Source organism: Ruegeria sp. I1 (genome assembly GCF_056532675.1).
This window is the reverse complement of the sequence record NZ_JBQFNM010000001.1, coordinates 505,909-522,279: the sequence shown is the minus strand read 5'-3', so window position 1 is coordinate 522,279 and position 16,371 is coordinate 505,909. Positions and strand designations below refer to the sequence as shown.

At 58.3% G+C, this 16,371-nt stretch carries 20 protein-coding genes; 12 read left to right on the top strand and 8 right to left on the bottom strand.

Annotation, left to right across the window (positions count from 1 at the left end; genetic code table 11):
- Positions 1–2: 2 nt before the first annotated feature.
- Entirely contained in the window at positions 3–893 is an 891-nt protein-coding gene (locus tag ACR0DH_RS02665; protein ID WP_480546948.1) for a fatty acid desaturase, read from the top strand.
- A 64-nt stretch (positions 894–957) separates the two neighbouring features.
- On the opposite strand, the gene ACR0DH_RS02660 is transcribed toward ACR0DH_RS02665, so the two are convergent.
- From ACR0DH_RS02660 to ACR0DH_RS02650, 3 genes are all read right to left on the bottom strand, one after another.
- Entirely contained in the window at positions 958–1,419 is a 462-nt protein-coding gene (locus tag ACR0DH_RS02660; protein WP_480546946.1) for a hypothetical protein, read from the bottom strand.
- A gap of 10 nt (positions 1,420–1,429) precedes the next feature.
- Complete coding sequence (locus ACR0DH_RS02655; RefSeq protein WP_480546944.1) at positions 1,430–1,720, bottom strand: hypothetical protein; 291 nt, start codon at positions 1,718–1,720, stop codon at positions 1,430–1,432.
- Positions 1,721–1,800: 80 nt separating this feature from the next.
- The gene (locus ACR0DH_RS02650; RefSeq protein ID WP_480547302.1) at positions 1,801–2,874 is read right to left on the bottom strand and encodes an anhydro-N-acetylmuramic acid kinase; all 1,074 of its coding nucleotides are present in this window, start codon (positions 2,872–2,874) and stop codon (positions 1,801–1,803) included.
- Between the two features lie 251 nt (positions 2,875–3,125).
- On the opposite strand from ACR0DH_RS02650, the gene ACR0DH_RS02645 reads away from it, so the two are divergent.
- On the top strand, positions 3,126–4,418 hold the full coding sequence (locus tag ACR0DH_RS02645) for an MFS transporter (protein ID WP_480546942.1): 1,293 nt from the start codon (positions 3,126–3,128) through the stop codon (positions 4,416–4,418).
- A gap of 87 nt (positions 4,419–4,505) precedes the next feature.
- Complete coding sequence (gene tyrS / locus ACR0DH_RS02640) at positions 4,506–5,750, top strand: tyrosine--tRNA ligase (protein WP_480546940.1); 1,245 nt, start codon at positions 4,506–4,508, stop codon at positions 5,748–5,750.
- An 84-nt stretch (positions 5,751–5,834) separates the two neighbouring features.
- Here tyrS and ACR0DH_RS02635 read toward each other — a convergent pair whose 3' ends face one another.
- Entirely contained in the window at positions 5,835–6,677 is an 843-nt protein-coding gene (locus tag ACR0DH_RS02635; protein WP_480546938.1) for a hypothetical protein, read from the bottom strand.
- A gap of 212 nt (positions 6,678–6,889) precedes the next feature.
- On the opposite strand from ACR0DH_RS02635, the gene ACR0DH_RS02630 reads away from it, so the two are divergent.
- Together ACR0DH_RS02630 and ACR0DH_RS02625 are read left to right on the top strand one after the other, a co-directional pair.
- Complete coding sequence (locus ACR0DH_RS02630) at positions 6,890–7,645, top strand: SDR family NAD(P)-dependent oxidoreductase (RefSeq protein WP_480546936.1); 756 nt, start codon at positions 6,890–6,892, stop codon at positions 7,643–7,645.
- A gap of 9 nt (positions 7,646–7,654) precedes the next feature.
- Positions 7,655–8,197, top strand: coding sequence for a sugar O-acetyltransferase (locus tag ACR0DH_RS02625; protein WP_480546934.1), 543 nt, complete (start codon positions 7,655–7,657; stop codon positions 8,195–8,197).
- A gap of 6 nt (positions 8,198–8,203) precedes the next feature.
- Here the strand turns inward: ACR0DH_RS02625 and ACR0DH_RS02620 are convergent, their stop codons facing one another.
- On the bottom strand, positions 8,204–8,533 hold the full coding sequence (locus tag ACR0DH_RS02620) for a winged helix-turn-helix transcriptional regulator (RefSeq protein WP_480546932.1): 330 nt from the start codon (positions 8,531–8,533) through the stop codon (positions 8,204–8,206).
- A gap of 123 nt (positions 8,534–8,656) precedes the next feature.
- Between ACR0DH_RS02620 and ACR0DH_RS02615 the strand changes: the two genes are divergently transcribed.
- On the top strand, positions 8,657–8,944 hold the full coding sequence (locus ACR0DH_RS02615; protein ID WP_480546930.1) for a putative quinol monooxygenase: 288 nt from the start codon (positions 8,657–8,659) through the stop codon (positions 8,942–8,944).
- Positions 8,945–9,019: 75 nt separating this feature from the next.
- Here the strand turns inward: ACR0DH_RS02615 and ACR0DH_RS02610 are convergent, their stop codons facing one another.
- From ACR0DH_RS02610 to ACR0DH_RS02600, 3 genes are all read right to left on the bottom strand, one after another.
- Positions 9,020–10,828 carry an ABC-F family ATP-binding cassette domain-containing protein gene (locus tag ACR0DH_RS02610; RefSeq protein ID WP_480546928.1) on the bottom strand — a complete coding sequence of 603 codons (1,809 nt, stop codon included), beginning with the start codon at positions 10,826–10,828 and terminating at the stop codon, positions 9,020–9,022.
- A gap of 68 nt (positions 10,829–10,896) precedes the next feature.
- Positions 10,897–11,637: a GNAT family N-acetyltransferase gene (locus ACR0DH_RS02605; protein ID WP_480546926.1), complete on the bottom strand. Its 741-nt coding sequence runs from the start codon at positions 11,635–11,637 to the stop codon at positions 10,897–10,899.
- A 100-nt stretch (positions 11,638–11,737) separates the two neighbouring features.
- The gene (locus ACR0DH_RS02600) at positions 11,738–12,208 is read right to left on the bottom strand and encodes an outer membrane protein assembly factor BamE domain-containing protein (RefSeq protein ID WP_170530501.1); all 471 of its coding nucleotides are present in this window, start codon (positions 12,206–12,208) and stop codon (positions 11,738–11,740) included.
- Positions 12,209–12,300: 92 nt separating this feature from the next.
- Between ACR0DH_RS02600 and ACR0DH_RS02595 the strand changes: the two genes are divergently transcribed.
- From ACR0DH_RS02595 to ACR0DH_RS02570, 6 genes are all read left to right on the top strand, one after another.
- Positions 12,301–12,837: a YceD family protein gene (locus ACR0DH_RS02595; RefSeq protein WP_480546924.1), complete on the top strand. Its 537-nt coding sequence runs from the start codon at positions 12,301–12,303 to the stop codon at positions 12,835–12,837.
- Positions 12,838–13,043: 206 nt separating this feature from the next.
- Positions 13,044–13,250, top strand: coding sequence for a 50S ribosomal protein L32 (gene rpmF, locus ACR0DH_RS02590; RefSeq protein WP_480542586.1), 207 nt, complete (start codon positions 13,044–13,046; stop codon positions 13,248–13,250).
- A gap of 24 nt (positions 13,251–13,274) precedes the next feature.
- On the top strand, positions 13,275–14,363 hold the full coding sequence (gene plsX / locus ACR0DH_RS02585) for a phosphate acyltransferase PlsX (RefSeq protein WP_480546922.1): 1,089 nt from the start codon (positions 13,275–13,277) through the stop codon (positions 14,361–14,363).
- 21 nt (positions 14,364–14,384) lie between these two features.
- Positions 14,385–15,356 (top strand): beta-ketoacyl-ACP synthase III, encoded by a 972-nt coding sequence (locus ACR0DH_RS02580; RefSeq protein ID WP_353006724.1) that lies wholly within the window; start codon positions 14,385–14,387, stop codon positions 15,354–15,356.
- Between the two features lie 96 nt (positions 15,357–15,452).
- Complete coding sequence (gene ihfA / locus ACR0DH_RS02575; RefSeq protein WP_008755922.1) at positions 15,453–15,755, top strand: integration host factor subunit alpha; 303 nt, start codon at positions 15,453–15,455, stop codon at positions 15,753–15,755.
- An 18-nt stretch (positions 15,756–15,773) separates the two neighbouring features.
- Positions 15,774–16,358, top strand: coding sequence for a MerR family transcriptional regulator (locus tag ACR0DH_RS02570; RefSeq protein ID WP_480542582.1), 585 nt, complete (start codon positions 15,774–15,776; stop codon positions 16,356–16,358).
- Positions 16,359–16,371: the final 13 nt, after the last annotated feature.

Below are 16,371 nucleotides of genomic sequence, written 5' to 3'. Positions count from 1 at the left end.
TGATGGACCACCGCGCCCTGATCGCAGCGATCCCGACCCAGACCAAAGAGCAACTGCAGCAAAGGTCTGATCGCGCAGGGCTGCGCCAGCTGGCGCTCTATGCCGCTTTGCTGGGGGTGAGCTCAGCTGGGATCGCGGCGCAGGTCCCGCTCTGGCCGCTCTTGCTGATCCCCCAGGGGCTGCTGCTGGTGTTCCTCTTCACGCTCAGCCACGAATGCACCCACAAAACCCCGTTCAAATCCAGCTGGATCAATGAAGCGGTCGGACATCTGGTCTCGGTGCCGATCATCCTGCCCTTCACATGGTTTCGATATTTCCATCTGGCCCACCACAAATGGACAAACCACCCCGAAAATGACCCGGAACTTGCAGGCAAACCCCGCCCTGAGGATTGGACTAGCCTGCTCCTTTATCTCAGCGGCTGGCCCTATTGGCTCGGGATGGTCAAAACACTGATGCACAATGCGAGGGGGAGGATCGACGCCCCCTATCTGCCCGCACGCCAAAATGGCGCGATCCGCACCGAAGCCCGCATTCTGCTGGGGCTCTATGCGCTGGCGATATTCAGCCTGTTCTTCACGCCAATCCTGCTCTGGCTCTGGATTTTACCGGTGCTGATCTGCCAGCCAGCGCTGCGCCTCTATCTGCTGGCCGAGCATGGCCTCTGCCCGCCCGTGGCCGACATGCTGGAAAACTCGCGCACCACATTCACCAACCGGATCATCCGGTTTCTGGCCTGGAACATGCCCTATCACGCAGAACATCACGCCTTTCCGAACGTGCCCTTCTACCAACTTCCCGCGCTTCACAGCTGGGCCAAAACCCACCTGAAATCCACATCAAACGGCTATACCGAATTCACCAGAGAATACGCCCGAAGCCTCAATTCCTAGGATCCAGTCTTCATCTGGCCACAAATATCCCGGGGGAGTCGCACAGCGACGGGGGCAGAGCCCCCTACTCCTTGCTGCGGGACTTTAGCAGCAGGCTGATCAGGGGAACCAGCACCGCAGTGAGTGACCCCAGAGGATTCGTACCGATACCCTTGACCGCGCGCGCAACATCGCGCGCCTCGGTCGCCAGTTCCTCCAGTTCATCTTCAATATCTGCTATCGCCATATCCCGAACTTCTACTGCCGGCGCGACCTCGTCTTCGACATTCGATCGCCGCGCAATCAGGACAAGCAAGCCAGCAAGCGCAAGATTGCCGAGCGACAGTACCGCAGCCGCCCCTGCGGGCGACGTCACCTCTTTCAGGGCCAGAAACAGAGCGACATCCAATAAAACGAGGGCAGACAAGGCCGATATTCCCGCCAGCACCATCAAAATGGTCTGTTGACGCATGACAGCCAAACGGCGACGCGCGATCAGATGCTCGGTTCGGTAGATCGTCACCAGATTTCTGCTCAATCTGCTCATCGCGTCCCTCCTAACCCTGTGCCCGTCCGACCACGTAGCCAAGCGAAAAGGCAATCACGAGCGCCGCAATCGGATAGTCTTTCTGCAAGCGGCCGAACTCCTCGACCACATCCTCGCCCAGCGATTGCGCCTTGCTCAGATCGATCCCGTGATCGGTCAGTAGTTTTCGGATTTCATCCGACGTTTTGACCGGTTCGCTCTGATCTTCGGGTTCTGGGTCTGATCCGGTCTTTGCCTCCAACTCGGCATTGCGTTTTCGCAGCGTATCCAGTTCGGCTTCAAGCTCGGCTTTTGTGGCCATTCTACCTTGCCTCTATTGCATGGGTCCCACCCAACCGTCGCACAATGAGCTGTTTTTTTGAACTGTTTTCCGGTCGCGCTTCAGCCCGTGCTTCGCGCCGAGACCGTGCTGACAACGCCGCCGCCCACCAAAACCGGAACCCCCGTGGTTCCCGGGCATGAGGTCGGCAAACCGCGCGCCACCCGCACAGCGAGATAGGCGAAGGCCTGCGCCTCTAACATATCGCCATCCAGACCCACCGCTTCGACCGGTTCGACCGGGCAATCCAGCGCAACCCGCAACATCTCCATCAAGACCGGATTGTGCCGCCCACCCCCGGTGACCAGCAGCCGTGTCGGTGGCTTGGGGCAATGATCCATCCCCTGCACCACCCCGGCGGCGCACATACCTGTCAGGGTTGCTACTGCGTCAGCGTCGCTGAGTTCCTGAACCAGTCCGATCATCTCGGCAAAGTCATTCCGATCCAGCGATTTCGGCGGCATTTTGCTAAAAAACGGCTCCTCCAGAAACAACTCCAGTGCGCCATTTTCAACAATACCCTCTCGTGCTAGTGCCCCGTCTCGATCCATCGGCAGGCCAAGTCGAGCCTGCATCAGATCATCAACTGGGGCGTTTGCAGGCCCGGTATCAAAGGCCAGCAAAGCGCCCGGCATCTCTGGACCGTCGAAGTTGGGGTCGACATAGGTCAAATTGCCCACACCCCCCAAGTTAAGGAAACACAGGGGCGCATCCGCGCCGATCCATTTGGCACAGGCAAAGTGATAGAACGGGGCAAGTGGCGCCCCCTCACCCCCCATTGATACATCATCGCTGCGGAAGTCCCAGACCACCGGAACGCCCAGCGCCTGCGCCAACCCACGCCCATCGCCCACCTGAAGCGTGCCACGTCCGCGCGGTTCATGCGCTAGGGTCTGACCGTGTACACCGATCAGATCAATCTCATCGAACTCAGACAACGCCTCGGCATGGGCCACTGTTACCAGCTCCGCCGCTGCATCAACCTCGGGGCCATGCCACTTGCCCAGTGCGGCGCGCAACACCGCGCGCTCCGCCTCAGAATAAGCGCGATAGCCGCTTTCACCGAACCCAAAGATTCTGTGCCCATCCGTTTCGACGACCGCCGTATCCACCCCGTCCAGCGAGGTGCCCGACATCGCACCCAGCGCGCGGATCGGTTCGTTTGTTCTTATGGTTCGGCGCACCTGCTGCTCTCCTGCCCAAGGGTTAGATGCTGCAGCGACACTGCCCGCTTTTCGAAACCCAAGGCAAGGTGAATACCCGTGCTGACGGCGTTTTTCGACCTGCGCGACCTGAGTTCAACACCCTGAACTGGCGCGGAGGTTGAGCAAATTTCATTCTCATGCCAGCATTATGTCTTCGCACGACACCGGCTTTGCAAACAAACATGGCGCAAAAACAGGTACCAAAGGACGTCCAGGCGGTCGAAAGCCGCAATTATCAACTGATCTTCTGGTCCGGGTCTTTGTCCACGATTGGTGGTCAGTTGGTGAACCCGCGCCTTGTTCTGCCCTTCCTATACCTGGCTTTGGGGGCGCCCGCCTTTGTTGCGGGGCTGCTGTTGCCGTTTGTCACTGGCGCACGGTTGATCGCTGAAATCTTTGTTTCGCCGCTGATCAACCGCATTACCCGTGCAAAGGTTGCCGTCTATATCCCGAACCTGCTGACCGGAGCGATTCTGGCCCTCGTCGCGCTGTTTGCGACCAACCTGTCGCAAGCCATGGTCATTTTATTGTTCCTGCTGACAGCGATCATCATGGGCCTGTGTCAAGGCATCACCAGCCTTGGGACGAGCCAGATTTATGGCACCTCGGTCCCCGAGGCGAAACGCAACCGAATGGTGTTTGCACAGGCTACAATATCAGGTGTGCTTGCGATCATCGTGGTGTGGGCGACCAAAGACCTGTTGGCCTCGGACCAGCCGATGCAACGGCATATCGTGGTCATGTGGTGCGGCGTGATCGCGATGTTTGCAGCCGGAATCAGCTTTGCCGGTGTGCAGCTGTTTGAGGATGAAATCAAACCTCCGCCAAAACCGGTGAAAAAGCCAAAGCCGCTGAAAGAACTGGCAACTGGTTTTGAAACCGGAATGGCCATGCCGTGGTATCGCAAATTCCTGATTGCGCGGCTGCTGTTCGTCTCGGTCGAACTGGCCATGCCATTCTACACGATCCACGCCGCGACCTATCATATCGGCACCAAACACTCGCTCAGCTATTTCGTGATCGGCGCCAGCGCTGGTGTGGTCATCGGCTCGCTGCTCTGGGGTTGGCTGAGTGGTCGCGTTTCAGTCAAACATGTGATGTGGCTGGGCTGCCTGACATCGACACTCTCGGCGATCGCAGCGCTTGGGCTCACGATGATGGGCTATGCGTCCAATGTCTGGATCTACGCCTTTGTCATTCTGCTTTTATCATTGGGTGGCAACGGCGTGATCTATGGCCGCTACCTGTATCTGATCGAAATGACCGGAGAGAAAGAGCGCCCCTATCTGGTCGCGTTGGGCGATGTGACGGCGGGCCTGTTCGGGATTGCCTTTGCCGCAGGTCTCGGAGCAGTGGCACACCTGCACGACCCGGTAACGCCTATCATCGCATTGGCCATTTTGAACGTCTGCGCGATGCTCTATGCATTCACACTGCCCACCACCCCGGCCAAAGGCATGGCACCCACTCAATAGGCCGCCATTTCTTGCGAATTGGTGCCTTTCCCTTACCCCATCTGCCGCCTATACAGTGCCCCGCAACATAAACCCAAAGGGCAAACCATGACCTACCACCCCAAATCGGATTTCATCGCCACGATGATCGAGCGCGGCTTTCTGGCTGACTGCACCGATTATCAGGGCCTTGACGACGCGCTGATCTCTGGGGTGCAGACGGCTTACATCGGCTATGACGCCACGGCGCAGTCTTTGCACGTGGGGCACCTGATGAACATCATGGTGCTGCGCTGGCTGCAAAAGACTGGGCATAAACCGATCACCCTGATGGGCGGCGGCACCACCAAGGTGGGCGATCCATCGTTCCGCTCGGATGAGCGCCCCCTGCTGGGCCCAGAACAGATCGACGCCAATATCGCAGGCATGAAACAGGTGTTCTCGAAATACCTGTCTTACGATGACAGCGAGACCGGCGCGCTGATGCTGAACAATGCCGAATGGCTCGACAGCCTGAACTACCTCGATTTCCTGCGCGATATCGGGCGGCATTTTTCGGTCAACCGGATGCTGAGCTTTGAATCGGTGAAATCCCGGCTGGACCGTGAGCAATCGCTGTCATTCCTCGAATTCAACTACATGATCCTGCAGGCCTATGACTTCCTCGAATTGAACCGCCGCTACGGCTGTGTTCTGCAGATGGGCGGCTCGGATCAATGGGGAAACATCGTCAACGGTATCGACCTGACCCGCCGCGTGCTGGATCACGAGATCTATGGCCTGACCACGCCCTTGCTGACCACCAGCGACGGGCGCAAAATGGGCAAATCACAGGGCGGTGCTGTCTGGCTGAACGGCGATATGCTGTCGGCGTATGAGTTCTGGCAATTCTGGCGCAACACGACCGACGCAGATGTGGGCCGGTTCCTGAAAATCTTCACCGAATTGCCTGTGGACGAATGCGACCGTCTAGCCGCACTGGAAGGGTCCGAGATCAACGAGGCCAAAATCCGCCTCGCCAACGAGGTCACAACCCTCCTGCACGGGTCTGAGGCCGCCGCAACTGCCGAGGCCACCGCCCGCGAAGTGTTCGAAAAAGGCGGAATAGGTGATGATCTGCCGACCCTGACCCTGTCGGGCGATGATCTGCCCGTTTCGATTGTGCAACTGATCGTCAAATCCGGCCTCGCCAAATCCGGTAAGGAGGCCAAACGCCTGATCGCCGAAAGCGGTGCCAAATTGGACGATGCGCCGCTGACAGATGCCGGTTTGATGATCGATGCGGTTACCCTGTCCTCGCCCATCAAACTCAGCGCGGGCAAGAAACGGCACGCGCTGGTGCAGCTGGGATGAACTGACACCGGCGAGAACATGAAGACAAACGGCCACCATCTGGTGGCCGTTTTTTGTTCTTGTGTCATTGTAAAGCCAAGTAGTTTAGCGTTTTCCTTTACCGCCGCCCTTGCCACCACCTTTACCGTCACCGCCTTTTCCGTTTCCGGAACCATTGCCCTGACCGTTGTTATTGCCGTTGTTGCCAGAGCCCGGTCCAGAGCCATTGTTGTTTCCACCGCCGTTACCGGGGTTTCCGGCATTCCCGTTGCCATTGCCGGGACCATCGCCGCCTTTGCCGCCACCTTTGCCACCGCCCTTGCCAGGGCCATCGCCACCTTTGCCGGGACCGTTTCCGCCACCGTTACCGGGGTTATCGCCACCACCATCGCCAGGACCGTCACCGCCGCCGTTACCAGGACCGTCACCGCTGCCGTTACCGGGATCGCCACCGCCATCACCGGGGCCGTCTCCGCCACCGTTTCCGGGATCGCCGGGGCCATCTCCACCGCCATTGCCGGGATCATTACCACCGCCGTTGCCCGGTCCCTGGCCGCCACCACCGGCACTGCCACCATCACCGTTTTCACCCGCACCCGGCGCGCCTTGTGATGGACGATCCGAACTGCGGTCTTCTCCGCGATTGCTGGTCGGGTCAGAGATCGACGCCGTTGGCAAATCCGTCAACAAGGCTGCAAGACCCGGGCACATGGCGCCGGTATTCTGCAAGGTCGTCTCAAAATCCGCGCGCCTTTGCAGTTGCTTCAGAAAACTCGGCGTTACCTGTGAACAGGCGCAGAGTGCGGCGTAATCTCCGTTATTGGCAGCCGTGCGGGCGGTTTTCCAGTTACAGACTTCTGTTGCGGCAGCCGCGCTACCTGCCATCAGAATTCCAACAAATGGCATAACTGCAAATGCGCCCAGTTTAACTTTGGTACTCGTTAACATTACTGATCCTCCTGACCTAGAAACACCCGAACATGTCAGGTTATTCGATCAGCAGATGGTGGCGGTCCGTAAATGCCGGATGAGCGAAAACTGAAGATTTGTTAACGTAGGGTCAGCTGACACCATAGCTCAGAGAGGCAGCGTCAATTTTCTGGACAGATCCGGCCTCATCCCGTTATTGAACGTATGTTCAGAAAAATTGGAGGGCTGCCATGAACCTGTCAAATACCGCTGCCATCGTCACCGGGGGCGCCTCTGGCCTTGGCGAAGCGACCGCCCGCCATTTCGCGGATCAAGGCGCACAGGTCACTATTCTGGACCGGGATCAGGATCGCGGCGCACAGGTCGCCCGCGAGATCGGAGGCCATTTTGCACAGACCGATGTGACCGAGGAAAGCTCGGTCTCGGCAGCCATTGCCGCCGCAATGGAGAATATGGGTCGGATAAATGCTGCGGTGAATTGCGCAGGTATCGCCTATGGCATCAAAACCGTGGGCCGGGACGGTCCGCACCCACTGGACGCTTTCCAGCGTACCATCGACATCAATCTGGTTGGCACCTTCAACGTCTCGCGCCTTGCGGCTGCTGAGATGGCAAGAAATGAGCCCGAACCGGATGGCGCGCGCGGCGTGATCATCAACACGGCGTCAATTGCGGCCTTTGACGGGCAGAAGGGCCAGGCGGCCTATGCCGCGTCCAAAGGCGGAGTGGTCGGGATGACCCTACCGATGGCGCGCGATCTGGCCTCATCCGGTATCCGGGTCATGGCCATCGCGCCGGGTATTTTCATGACACCGATGCTGGCGGGCCTGCCCGAAGATGTGCAGCAACAACTGGCTGCTGACGTCCCCAACCCGGCCCGTCTGGGCGATCCAAAGGAATACGCCCGACTGGCCGGTTTCATCGTCGAGATGGGGTATCTGAACGGAGAGGTCATTCGCATCGACGGTGCGCTGCGGATGCGGTAACTCTGCCCCATGACCGAACGCGAGAAAATGCAGGCTGGTGCGTGGTATTGCTGCCTCGACCCCGAGCTCGACGCCCTGCGCGCCACGGCACGGCGCGCGGTTCACGCACATAACTCGTGCGATCCTGATGCACGCGGCAACATGGACCCGGCGCTGCATGCACTGCTGGGTGATCCGGGTTCCGGTTGCTATGTCGAGGCACCGTTTCACTGCGCCTATGGCCTCAATATCCACCTGGGCAAACGGGTCTATTTCAATGCAGGCTGCGTGGTTCTGGATACAGCACGGGTGCAGATCGGCGATGACACGATGTTCGGGCCTCAGGCGCAAATCTATTGCGCGCAACACGCCAAAGACCCGGCAGAGCGTGCCCGTGGGCTGGAAATCGCGTTGCCGGTGACTATCGGCAACAACGTCTGGGTCGGCGGCAGCGCCCTTATTCTGCCCGGAGTGACAATCGGCGATAACGCCATCGTCGGCGCGGGTGCTGTGGTCACAAAGGATGTAGCCGCCGCTAAAACCGTAGTCGGAAACCCTGCACGGCCTCTCTGACGATGCTCAGATTAAAACACGGTTTTGCCCCCAATCGGCAAGTGCCTCAATCACAGGACCCAACGCTTGCCCCTTGGGTGTAAGGCTGTATTCGACCTTGGGCGGTACCTCCGGGTAGACTTCGCGATGCACGATTCCATCAGCCTCCAACTCACGCAGTTGTTTGGTCAGGCTGCGCTGGGTCACGGTTCCCAAAGCGCGTGATAACGCACTAAATCGCATGGTTCCGCCCAACAGATGATAGATCACCAAGCCCTTCCATTTGCCCGAGATTTGTTCCAGCCCCGCCTCAACCGGGCAACCGCCGCTGCAATCATATCTTTCGAACCGATTCATATTTGGCCTTTTGTTTTTACAGTATACAAACTGTGCCTACCTACACATATTGTGCGTTCTTGCGTAGTTGACGTGTATGTCACATATCCGTGGTCATCACAAAAATCACCCATAGGATACACCATGGCCTTGACTATTCTCGCCCAGATCACCGCCAATCCCGGCAAGGAAGACCTTGTGCGCACTGAGTTGGAAAAGCTGATCCCGATCACGCGTGGTGAAGAGGGTTGCAAGCAATACGACCTGCATATCGACACAACCAATCCCGGTTTCTTTGTCTTTTACGAAAACTGGGAATCTCGCGAGCTATGGCAGACCCACATGAATGCTCCGCACCTCTCCGCCTATATGGAGGCGACTGAGGGCAGTGTTGCTGATTTCGTCCTGAAAGAGATGACGCGGATTGGTTAACTGCTCAAAAGAAAAAGCCCGAGGTCAAAGAGCCTCGGGCTGCGCGCGAACAGGGTAAATGCGTTCGTTAAGCGGTTAACCCGCTTCGGCCTTTTCTTCCAGCGCCAGCCACTCTTCCTCAGCCGAGGCCAGCTTTTCCTGCCGTTCGACCAAGGCGTCAGTTGCTTTCTGGAACTTGACCGGCTCGCGGGTGAACAGTTCGGGATCGGACATCAATTCTTCCAGCTTCGAAATCTCGGCCTCAAGCCGTGCAATCTCGGCTGGCAGTTTCTCAAGCCGGTGTTTTTCTGAGAATGACAGGCCTGTTTTCGGCTTTGCCTCTTGCTTTATCTTTGGCTTTGAAGCTTTTGCTTTTTCTTCCTTTTTCTCAGGCACGTCGCCACGCTGCGCAATGTAATCTGACCATCCTCCGGCATAGACCGTCGCCCGCCCGTCGCCTTCCATGGCAATGGTTGTCGTCGCGACGCGATCCAGAAAATCCCGGTCGTGGCTGACCAGTAGAACAGTGCCGTCATACTCGTCCAGCAGCTCCTGCAGCAAATCCAGTGTTTCCACGTCCAGATCGTTGGTTGGTTCGTCCAACACCAAAAGGTTCGAGGATTTGGCCATTAGTTTGGCCAGCAGCAACCGCGCTTTCTCGCCCCCGGACAGAGATTTAACGGCGGCGCGGGCCTGTTGTTCGTCGAACAGGAATTCCTTCAGGTACCCCACCACATGTTTGGGCTGCCCGCCCGCCATCACCTGATCGGCCTTGCCAGAGACCCGCATTTCGGGATCGCCGGTCAGGCTGTCCCACAGGGTCATCTCCGGGTCCAATTGCGCGCGGGCTTGGTCGAATACGGCCACCTCAAGATTGGTGCCCAAGGCGACAGAGCCCTCATCCGTTGGTTCCTGCCCCAATAGCATTTTCAGCAGGGTGGTCTTGCCCACACCGTTGGGGCCCACAAACGCGACGCGGTCGCCGCGTTGCACCAGCAGATCAAAGTTTCGCACAATCTGCTGAGTGCCAAAAGATTTGGCCAACCCCTTGGCTTCAATCACCTTTCGGCCGGATTTTGGCCCAGCCTCAAGCGTCATCGCAGCAGAGCCCTGGCGCTTGATCTGCGCTGCCTTCTCGGCCCGCAAGGCCTGCAGTGCCCGCACCCGGCCCTGATTGCGCTTACGCCGAGCGCTGATCCCTTCGACGGCCCATTTGGCCTCGGATTTGATCAAACGGTTCAGCTTGTGGCGCTGCTGATCCTCTTCTTCCCAGATCTTGTCGCGCCAGGCTTCAAACGCTTCAAAACCCTGCTCCTGTCGCCGCACGGCACCGCGATCGATCCACAGTGTCGCCTTGGTCAAAGCGCGCAAAAACGCGCGGTCATGCGAGATCAGCACAAAAGCTGCACGAGTTGACCCCAATTCGCGTTCCAGCCAGGCGATGGCTTCGATATCCAGATGGTTGGTCGGCTCGTCCAATAACATCAAATCCGGTGCTTCGGCCATCAGCTTGGCCAAAGCTGCCCGCCGCCGCTCACCGCCCGAGGCGGTTTCGACGGCACGGTCGGGATCAAACTTCAGCCCCTCGCCCGCGCGTTCCACCTTGTACAGCTCGCCGGGCTCCAACCCGCTGCAGGCATAATCGCCCAGCGTCGCAAACCCCTCCATTCCGGGGTCTTGTTCCATATACCCAACGGATTTGCCGGGGGGTACGATGATCTCGCCCTGATCCGCCTCAACCAGACCGGCCATCACCTTCATCAATGTGGATTTGCCCGACCCGTTCCGCCCCACAAGCGCCACGCGGTCGCCGGGCTGAACCACCAGATCAAGCTCGGAAAATACCGGATCACCCCCGAAGGTCAGGGAAATGTCAGACATCTGCAACAAAGGAATTCTCGCCATGCCCGCCAGCTAAACCGGCAGGCACAAGGCGTCAACGCCCCGGCTTCACCTTTTCGGAAATACCCGACCTAACCGGCCACCGCGCGCAGCAGACGTTTCCGCGCCGGAGGAATCGACCCAATTTCCAGCCCGGTGAACACATGCAGCGTATTCATATGCCGGTCGACCACCGCATGATCGCTGACCCAGCCGCCCATCATCAGATAAGTGCGCAACAAGGGCGGCATCCGCAGCATCGCCTTTTTCGCATCCGGTCTTCGCCGCAACCGGGCAGCAAAGCGGAAGACATCCGGCGCTTTGACCCGAGGCAACCACCGTTTCGGGGCCAGATGGCGGTGTTTCAGCATCGCAAACGCATCCAGATAATGCACGGTCTCGGTTCCAGCAAATGAGGAGCAGCCAAACAGCATCTCGACCTGATTCTGGTCAACAAAGGCGGTCATGGCACCCCACGCGACGCGCAGAATATCCGGATCGGTCCAGTCCGGATGGATACAGAATCGCCCCATCTCGACCATGCGGCCATCGAAATCTTCGAGGCTGGAGAGGTCATAGAACTGGGCAGAATAGCTGCGCCCGATATCTGCACCATTTGACATGGTCAGCATCCGAAAACAGCAAACCAGCTGCCCATCGGCCTGCAAATCCTCGACCAGAACATGGGCGCAGGCGGCATCAAACGCGTCGGTATCGATCTGATCCGTTCCAAAGGCCAAGGTCCTCAGGCGCTGCGCTGCTTTCAGATCATCGGCACTTTGCGCCAGTCGCGCTTGATAGCGTCCCTTGCTTAACAAGACGGCATTGGTCATCGTCGCTTCCTCCGCGCTTGCGGACCGGATTTCTGAACTACGCTCCCGTTACCACAGAAGATGTGACCGTCATGTGAAGCAGACAAGACGGTCAGCGATATTATTCGGACGCACCCGGAATGTTCGCCGGGTTGAAGTTGCCGATATTGCCAAGCAGCTGACGCAGGAAGCCTGTGTCGCTGACGCTGGATTCGGTCACACGGCGTTCCAGCGGAATCACAAGCCCGTCTTCAAGCCCGAATCTTTCGATATTCCGGACCACGCCGCGCTGATCAAAGCTGATCGCGACCAGCTCTCGCGAAACGACCTCGGGCCGTTTGGGACCGTAGTGGCGCACGCGCGAGCGCACATAATAGAAGCCAGAATCGTTCACGACCCCGGATATGCCGGGGGCGCCGATGGCCTCGGTCACACTGTCGCGCGTGTCGGTCCCGACCTTGATTTCGGCCAGTTCATCCGCAGGCGGCACATAACCGTGATTCCTGAAAATCGGCGTACAGGCGGTAATCGCAGTAAGGCAGGCAAGGAACGCAACTGTTCGCATCGCCGATTTCGACCTGTTTCCAACCATCAACTTGCTCACCCTCTTGCCTTGGCCTCTTGCGGCTTCTATCCGATTACAGAAACCGCAGCCGCGGTTCAACACATAGAAAGGCTCAGGACATGGGCAACGTTACATCCCTGCGGGTGGCCGACCTGCCCCAGAACACCGCAACCTCGTTTGAGCTACGCCCGGAAAAGGACGCGCTGGAGGCTATCAAACAGGATTTGGGCCTGCTTGGGCTGCGCAAACTTAGCTTTGCAGGGCAAGTGCGCGCCGATGGCAAGCGCGACTGGGTCCTGACCGGCACATTGGGTGCAACGGTGATTCAGCCCTGCGTCGTGACGCTGGAACCAGTGACAACCCGGATCGATGTGCCCGTCTCACGCCTGTATGTGGCCGACTGGTTAGATCCGGATGAACCGGAATTCGAAATCCCGGAAGGCGACGAGACCGAGCCGCTTGGGGCCGAGATCGACCCCGAGATCGTGATGATCGAGGCGCTGTCGCTGGCCCTGCCCCAGTATCCCCGCAAGGACGGCGCTGAACTGGATCAGGCCGACTACACTGAACCAGGTAAACAGGCGATGACCGATGAAGATGCCAAACCCTTTGCGGGGTTGGCCGGATTGCGGGATGCGCTGAAAAAAGACGAGTGACAGAGCCTTGATTTCCTGTCATAGCAGGCGGTCAGAAAAATCGCTTGATCATGACGAGAATCGCAGTATTTTCGCGCGCTCAACGGATTTTGGGTTGGACATTGCCGGGCTGGTTCCCTAAATGCGCGTCAAACCACGATAAAACGAAATATGAAACCCGGTCGGCAGCGAATCTGCTGGCCCACAGTCAGACAAAGGTTGAGACCATGGCCGTCCAACAGAACAAAGTTTCCAAGTCGCGTCGCAACAACCGCCGCGCACACGACGCTCTGGTTGCTGCGAACCCGAACGAATGCCCGAACTGCGGTGAACTGCGCCGCCCGCACCACGTCTGTGGCGCATGTGGCCACTATGATGACCGTGAGGTGATCGCACAGGCCGACGAAATCGACCTGGACGAAGACGCGGCCTAAGCCTGATTGAACGCTGGCCCAGGAATGACTGAACAGCCCACGCACGCCGAACGGATCACCATCTCGGTTGACGCTATGGGTGGGGACGCGGGTCCCGCAGTTGTTGTTGCAGGCCTTGCGCGATCGGCAAAGAAAAACCCCAATATCGGGTTTCTGCTGCATGGTCCCAAAGACACGCTGCGCAAGCTCGTAGCGAAACGGCGCGTCCTGGATGGGCGCGTCGATTTTCGTGATTGCCCAGACGTGGTCACGATGGAAGATAAGCCCAGCCAGGTTGTGCGCAACGGCAAACAGACGTCGATGTGGTCGACACTGGAAGCCGTGCGCCAGGGTGAAGCACACGGGGCGGTTTCGTGCGGCAACACCGGTGCCCTGATGGCGCTGTCGATGATGCGCCTGCGCAAATTGCCGGGGGTAAACCGTCCGGCGATTGCGATCCTTTGGCCTTCGCGCAATCCTCAGGGCTTCAACGTGATGCTGGATGTGGGCGCCGATGTCCGAGCCGATGCCAAGGACCTGCTGCAATATGCGCTGATGGGGGCCTCTTACGCCCGCAACGGGATGGCGCTGAACCGTCCCCGGATCGGCCTGCTGAACGTGGGCACCGAGGAACATAAAGGCCGGGCCGAGTTGAAAGAGGCGCATTCCCTGATCGCCGATTTTGCCGATCCCGCAAACTTCGATTTTGTGGGCTTTGTCGAAGGCAGCGATATCCCCGGTGACAAGGCAGATGTGATCATAACCGACGGGTTTACCGGTAATGTCGCCATCAAGACAGGTGAAGGCACCGCCAGCCTGATCGGTGATCTGCTGCGGCAGGCGTTCAAATATACGCCTCTTTCACGTCTTGCATCGGTTTTGGCAATTACTTCGTTGCGGCGTTTGAAGAAGCGTATCGATCCTCGACAAGTTAACGGCGGGGTGTTCCTTGGCCTGAATGGCACAGTCGTGAAATCGCATGGAGGTGCGGACGCAACCGGTGTTTCGGCAGCAGTCAAACTGGCCTTTACACTAGCCGAGTCGGGATTTGCCGAAAAATTGGCCGCACGGGTTGCATCAACAGCCCAGCTTGCACAAGATGCCGCCCATGCCGCGCCGCAGGCGGAAGAATAACAAAGAAGGCAGTACCCAAGAATGGCAGGCCGTTCAGTCGTTGTAGGTGTGGGGCATTATTTGCCCGAACGTATCGTCCCGAATTCCGAGTTCGAACGAACCTTGGATACGTCGGACGAATGGATCCGAACGCGCTCCGGTATCGAACGCCGCCACTTTGCAGCCGAAGGGGAAACGACCTCGGATATGGCCACCAAAGCTGCCGAGGCCGCCCTGGCCGATGCGGGTCTATCGGTTGATGATATCGATGCCATCGTGCTTGCAACCTCAACCGCTGATCTGACCTTTCCGTCTGCTGCCACGATGGTGCAGTCTCGCTTGGGCATGACGAGAGGATTTGCCTTTGACGTACAGGCGGTCTGTGCCGGATTCGTCTATGCGATGACCAATGCCAATGCGCTGATCCTGTCGGATCAGGCAAAACGGGTTCTGGTGATCGGGGCCGAGACATTCTCTCGAATCATGGACTGGTCGGACCGGTCAACCTGTGTGCTTTTTGGCGATGGCGCAGGTGCGTTGATCCTGGAACGGCAGGACGGCAATGGCACCTCCGACGATCGCGGGATTCTGGCCACCGATCTGAACTCGGACGGGCGCTACAAGGATCTGCTCTATGTCGATGGTGGGGTGTCGACCCAGACCACCGGCTATCTGCGAATGAAGGGCAACCAATTGTTCCGACAAGCGGTTGAGCGTTTGACCTCAACCGCCGAAACCTGTTTGGAAAAAGTTGGGCTGAAACATGAAGATGTGGATTGGATCGTGCCGCATCAGGCCAATATCCGCATCATTCAGGGCACCGCCAAGAAACTGGGTGTGCCAATGGATCACGTTGTTGTCACCCTACAGGATCACGGCAACACTTCGGCGGCCTCGATTCCCTTGGCCATGTCCGTGGCCAAGCAGCGTGGGCAGTTCAAACCGGGCGATTTGCTGGTGACCGAGGCGATCGGTGGCGGTTTGGCCTGGGGATCGGTCCTTTTGCGCTGGTAACAAGCGCATTCCGGCTTACACAGCCGCACGCAATTCATTGATATTGACAGTGAATTTGCCCTGACCCTATGGTTTGGTAGCAACAGGGGAAAAAACATGGGCGACAAAACACTGACCCGAATGGATCTGAGCGAGGCCGTCTTTCGCGAGGTTGGCTTGTCACGCAATGAAAGCGCACAGCTGGTCGAAAGCGTTCTGAACCACATGTCCGATGCGCTTGTGCGTGGCGAACAGGTCAAGATTTCGTCTTTTGGCACCTTCAGCGTTCGGGACAAAACCGCCCGTATCGGTCGCAACCCTAAAACCGGCGAAGAGGTTCCTATTCAACCCCGCCGCGTTCTTACCTTCCGCCCGTCGCATCTGATGAAGGATCGCGTCGCCGCCGGGAATCGCAAATAACGCCGGAGCTCTGCGGACATGAGCAAATCCCCCGACGCATTTCGCACGATCTCTGAAGTTGCGGATTGGCTCGGTGTACAGGCCCATGTTCTGCGATTCTGGGAAAGTCGGTTTACTCAGGTCAAACCCGTCAAACGCGCCGGAGGTCGGCGTTATTATCGCCCGAACGATATGCTATTGCTGGGCGGCATCAAGAAACTGTTGCATGAAGATGGGGTGACGATCAAAGGTGTTCAGCGGATTTTGCGCGAACGCGGCGTTGCCCATGTCATCGGGCTGTCCCATGGGCTGGACGAAACACCCGTGGATGAACCCCAAACTTCTGACGACACTGTCGTCCCCTTCTCAGCTGCGCCTGCATCTGAACAAATCGATATGGACCTTGATGCGCCAGCTGCCCCCCCTGAGGGCGCACCCGCAGAACCGCTGCCCGCTCCCGAGCCGCAAGAACCGGTGCTCGATACGGCACCTCTTACAGGTGGCCTGACGTCATTGGTCTGGAATCGTACCGAATTTGACGCCGATCTTCTGAACAAAATCGCACCCATCGCACGGGACCTGCGCAGCTGGCTGGACCGGGTCGAAGCCAACACGGCGGGATAGGAAAAAGGCATTG

What these genes read in the sequence shown, in the direction of transcription:
- ACR0DH_RS02665 (WP_480546948.1), top strand. Translation starts at nt 3, where the DNA reads ATGGACCACCGCGCCCTGATCGCAGCGATCCCGACCCAGACCAAAGAG.
- ACR0DH_RS02605 (WP_480546926.1), bottom strand. Translation starts at nt 11,637, where the DNA reads ATGACCAATGCCGTCTTGTTAAGCAAGGGACGCTATCAAGCGCGACTG.
- ACR0DH_RS02655 (WP_480546944.1), bottom strand. Translation starts at nt 1,720, where the DNA reads ATGGCCACAAAAGCCGAGCTTGAAGCCGAACTGGATACGCTGCGAAAA.
- ACR0DH_RS02600 (WP_170530501.1), bottom strand. Translation starts at nt 12,208, where the DNA reads ATGGTTGGAAACAGGTCGAAATCGGCGATGCGAACAGTTGCGTTCCTT.
- ACR0DH_RS02570 (WP_480542582.1), top strand. Translation starts at nt 15,774, where the DNA reads ATGAGCAAATCCCCCGACGCATTTCGCACGATCTCTGAAGTTGCGGAT.
- ACR0DH_RS02630 (WP_480546936.1), top strand. Translation starts at nt 6,890, where the DNA reads ATGAACCTGTCAAATACCGCTGCCATCGTCACCGGGGGCGCCTCTGGC.
- ACR0DH_RS02625 (WP_480546934.1), top strand. Translation starts at nt 7,655, where the DNA reads ATGACCGAACGCGAGAAAATGCAGGCTGGTGCGTGGTATTGCTGCCTC.
- rpmF (WP_480542586.1), top strand. Translation starts at nt 13,044, where the DNA reads ATGGCCGTCCAACAGAACAAAGTTTCCAAGTCGCGTCGCAACAACCGC.
- tyrS (WP_480546940.1), top strand. Translation starts at nt 4,506, where the DNA reads ATGACCTACCACCCCAAATCGGATTTCATCGCCACGATGATCGAGCGC.
- ACR0DH_RS02660 (WP_480546946.1), bottom strand. Translation starts at nt 1,419, where the DNA reads ATGAGCAGATTGAGCAGAAATCTGGTGACGATCTACCGAACCGAGCAT.
- ACR0DH_RS02635 (WP_480546938.1), bottom strand. Translation starts at nt 6,677, where the DNA reads ATGTTAACGAGTACCAAAGTTAAACTGGGCGCATTTGCAGTTATGCCA.
- ACR0DH_RS02595 (WP_480546924.1), top strand. Translation starts at nt 12,301, where the DNA reads ATGGGCAACGTTACATCCCTGCGGGTGGCCGACCTGCCCCAGAACACC.
- ACR0DH_RS02610 (WP_480546928.1), bottom strand. Translation starts at nt 10,828, where the DNA reads ATGGCGAGAATTCCTTTGTTGCAGATGTCTGACATTTCCCTGACCTTC.
- ihfA (WP_008755922.1), top strand. Translation starts at nt 15,453, where the DNA reads ATGGGCGACAAAACACTGACCCGAATGGATCTGAGCGAGGCCGTCTTT.
- ACR0DH_RS02645 (WP_480546942.1), top strand. Translation starts at nt 3,126, where the DNA reads ATGGCGCAAAAACAGGTACCAAAGGACGTCCAGGCGGTCGAAAGCCGC.
- ACR0DH_RS02620 (WP_480546932.1), bottom strand. Translation starts at nt 8,533, where the DNA reads ATGAATCGGTTCGAAAGATATGATTGCAGCGGCGGTTGCCCGGTTGAG.
- ACR0DH_RS02615 (WP_480546930.1), top strand. Translation starts at nt 8,657, where the DNA reads ATGGCCTTGACTATTCTCGCCCAGATCACCGCCAATCCCGGCAAGGAA.
- plsX (WP_480546922.1), top strand. Translation starts at nt 13,275, where the DNA reads ATGACTGAACAGCCCACGCACGCCGAACGGATCACCATCTCGGTTGAC.
- ACR0DH_RS02580 (WP_353006724.1), top strand. Translation starts at nt 14,385, where the DNA reads ATGGCAGGCCGTTCAGTCGTTGTAGGTGTGGGGCATTATTTGCCCGAA.
- ACR0DH_RS02650 (WP_480547302.1), bottom strand. Translation starts at nt 2,874, where the DNA reads ATGTCGGGCACCTCGCTGGACGGGGTGGATACGGCGGTCGTCGAAACG.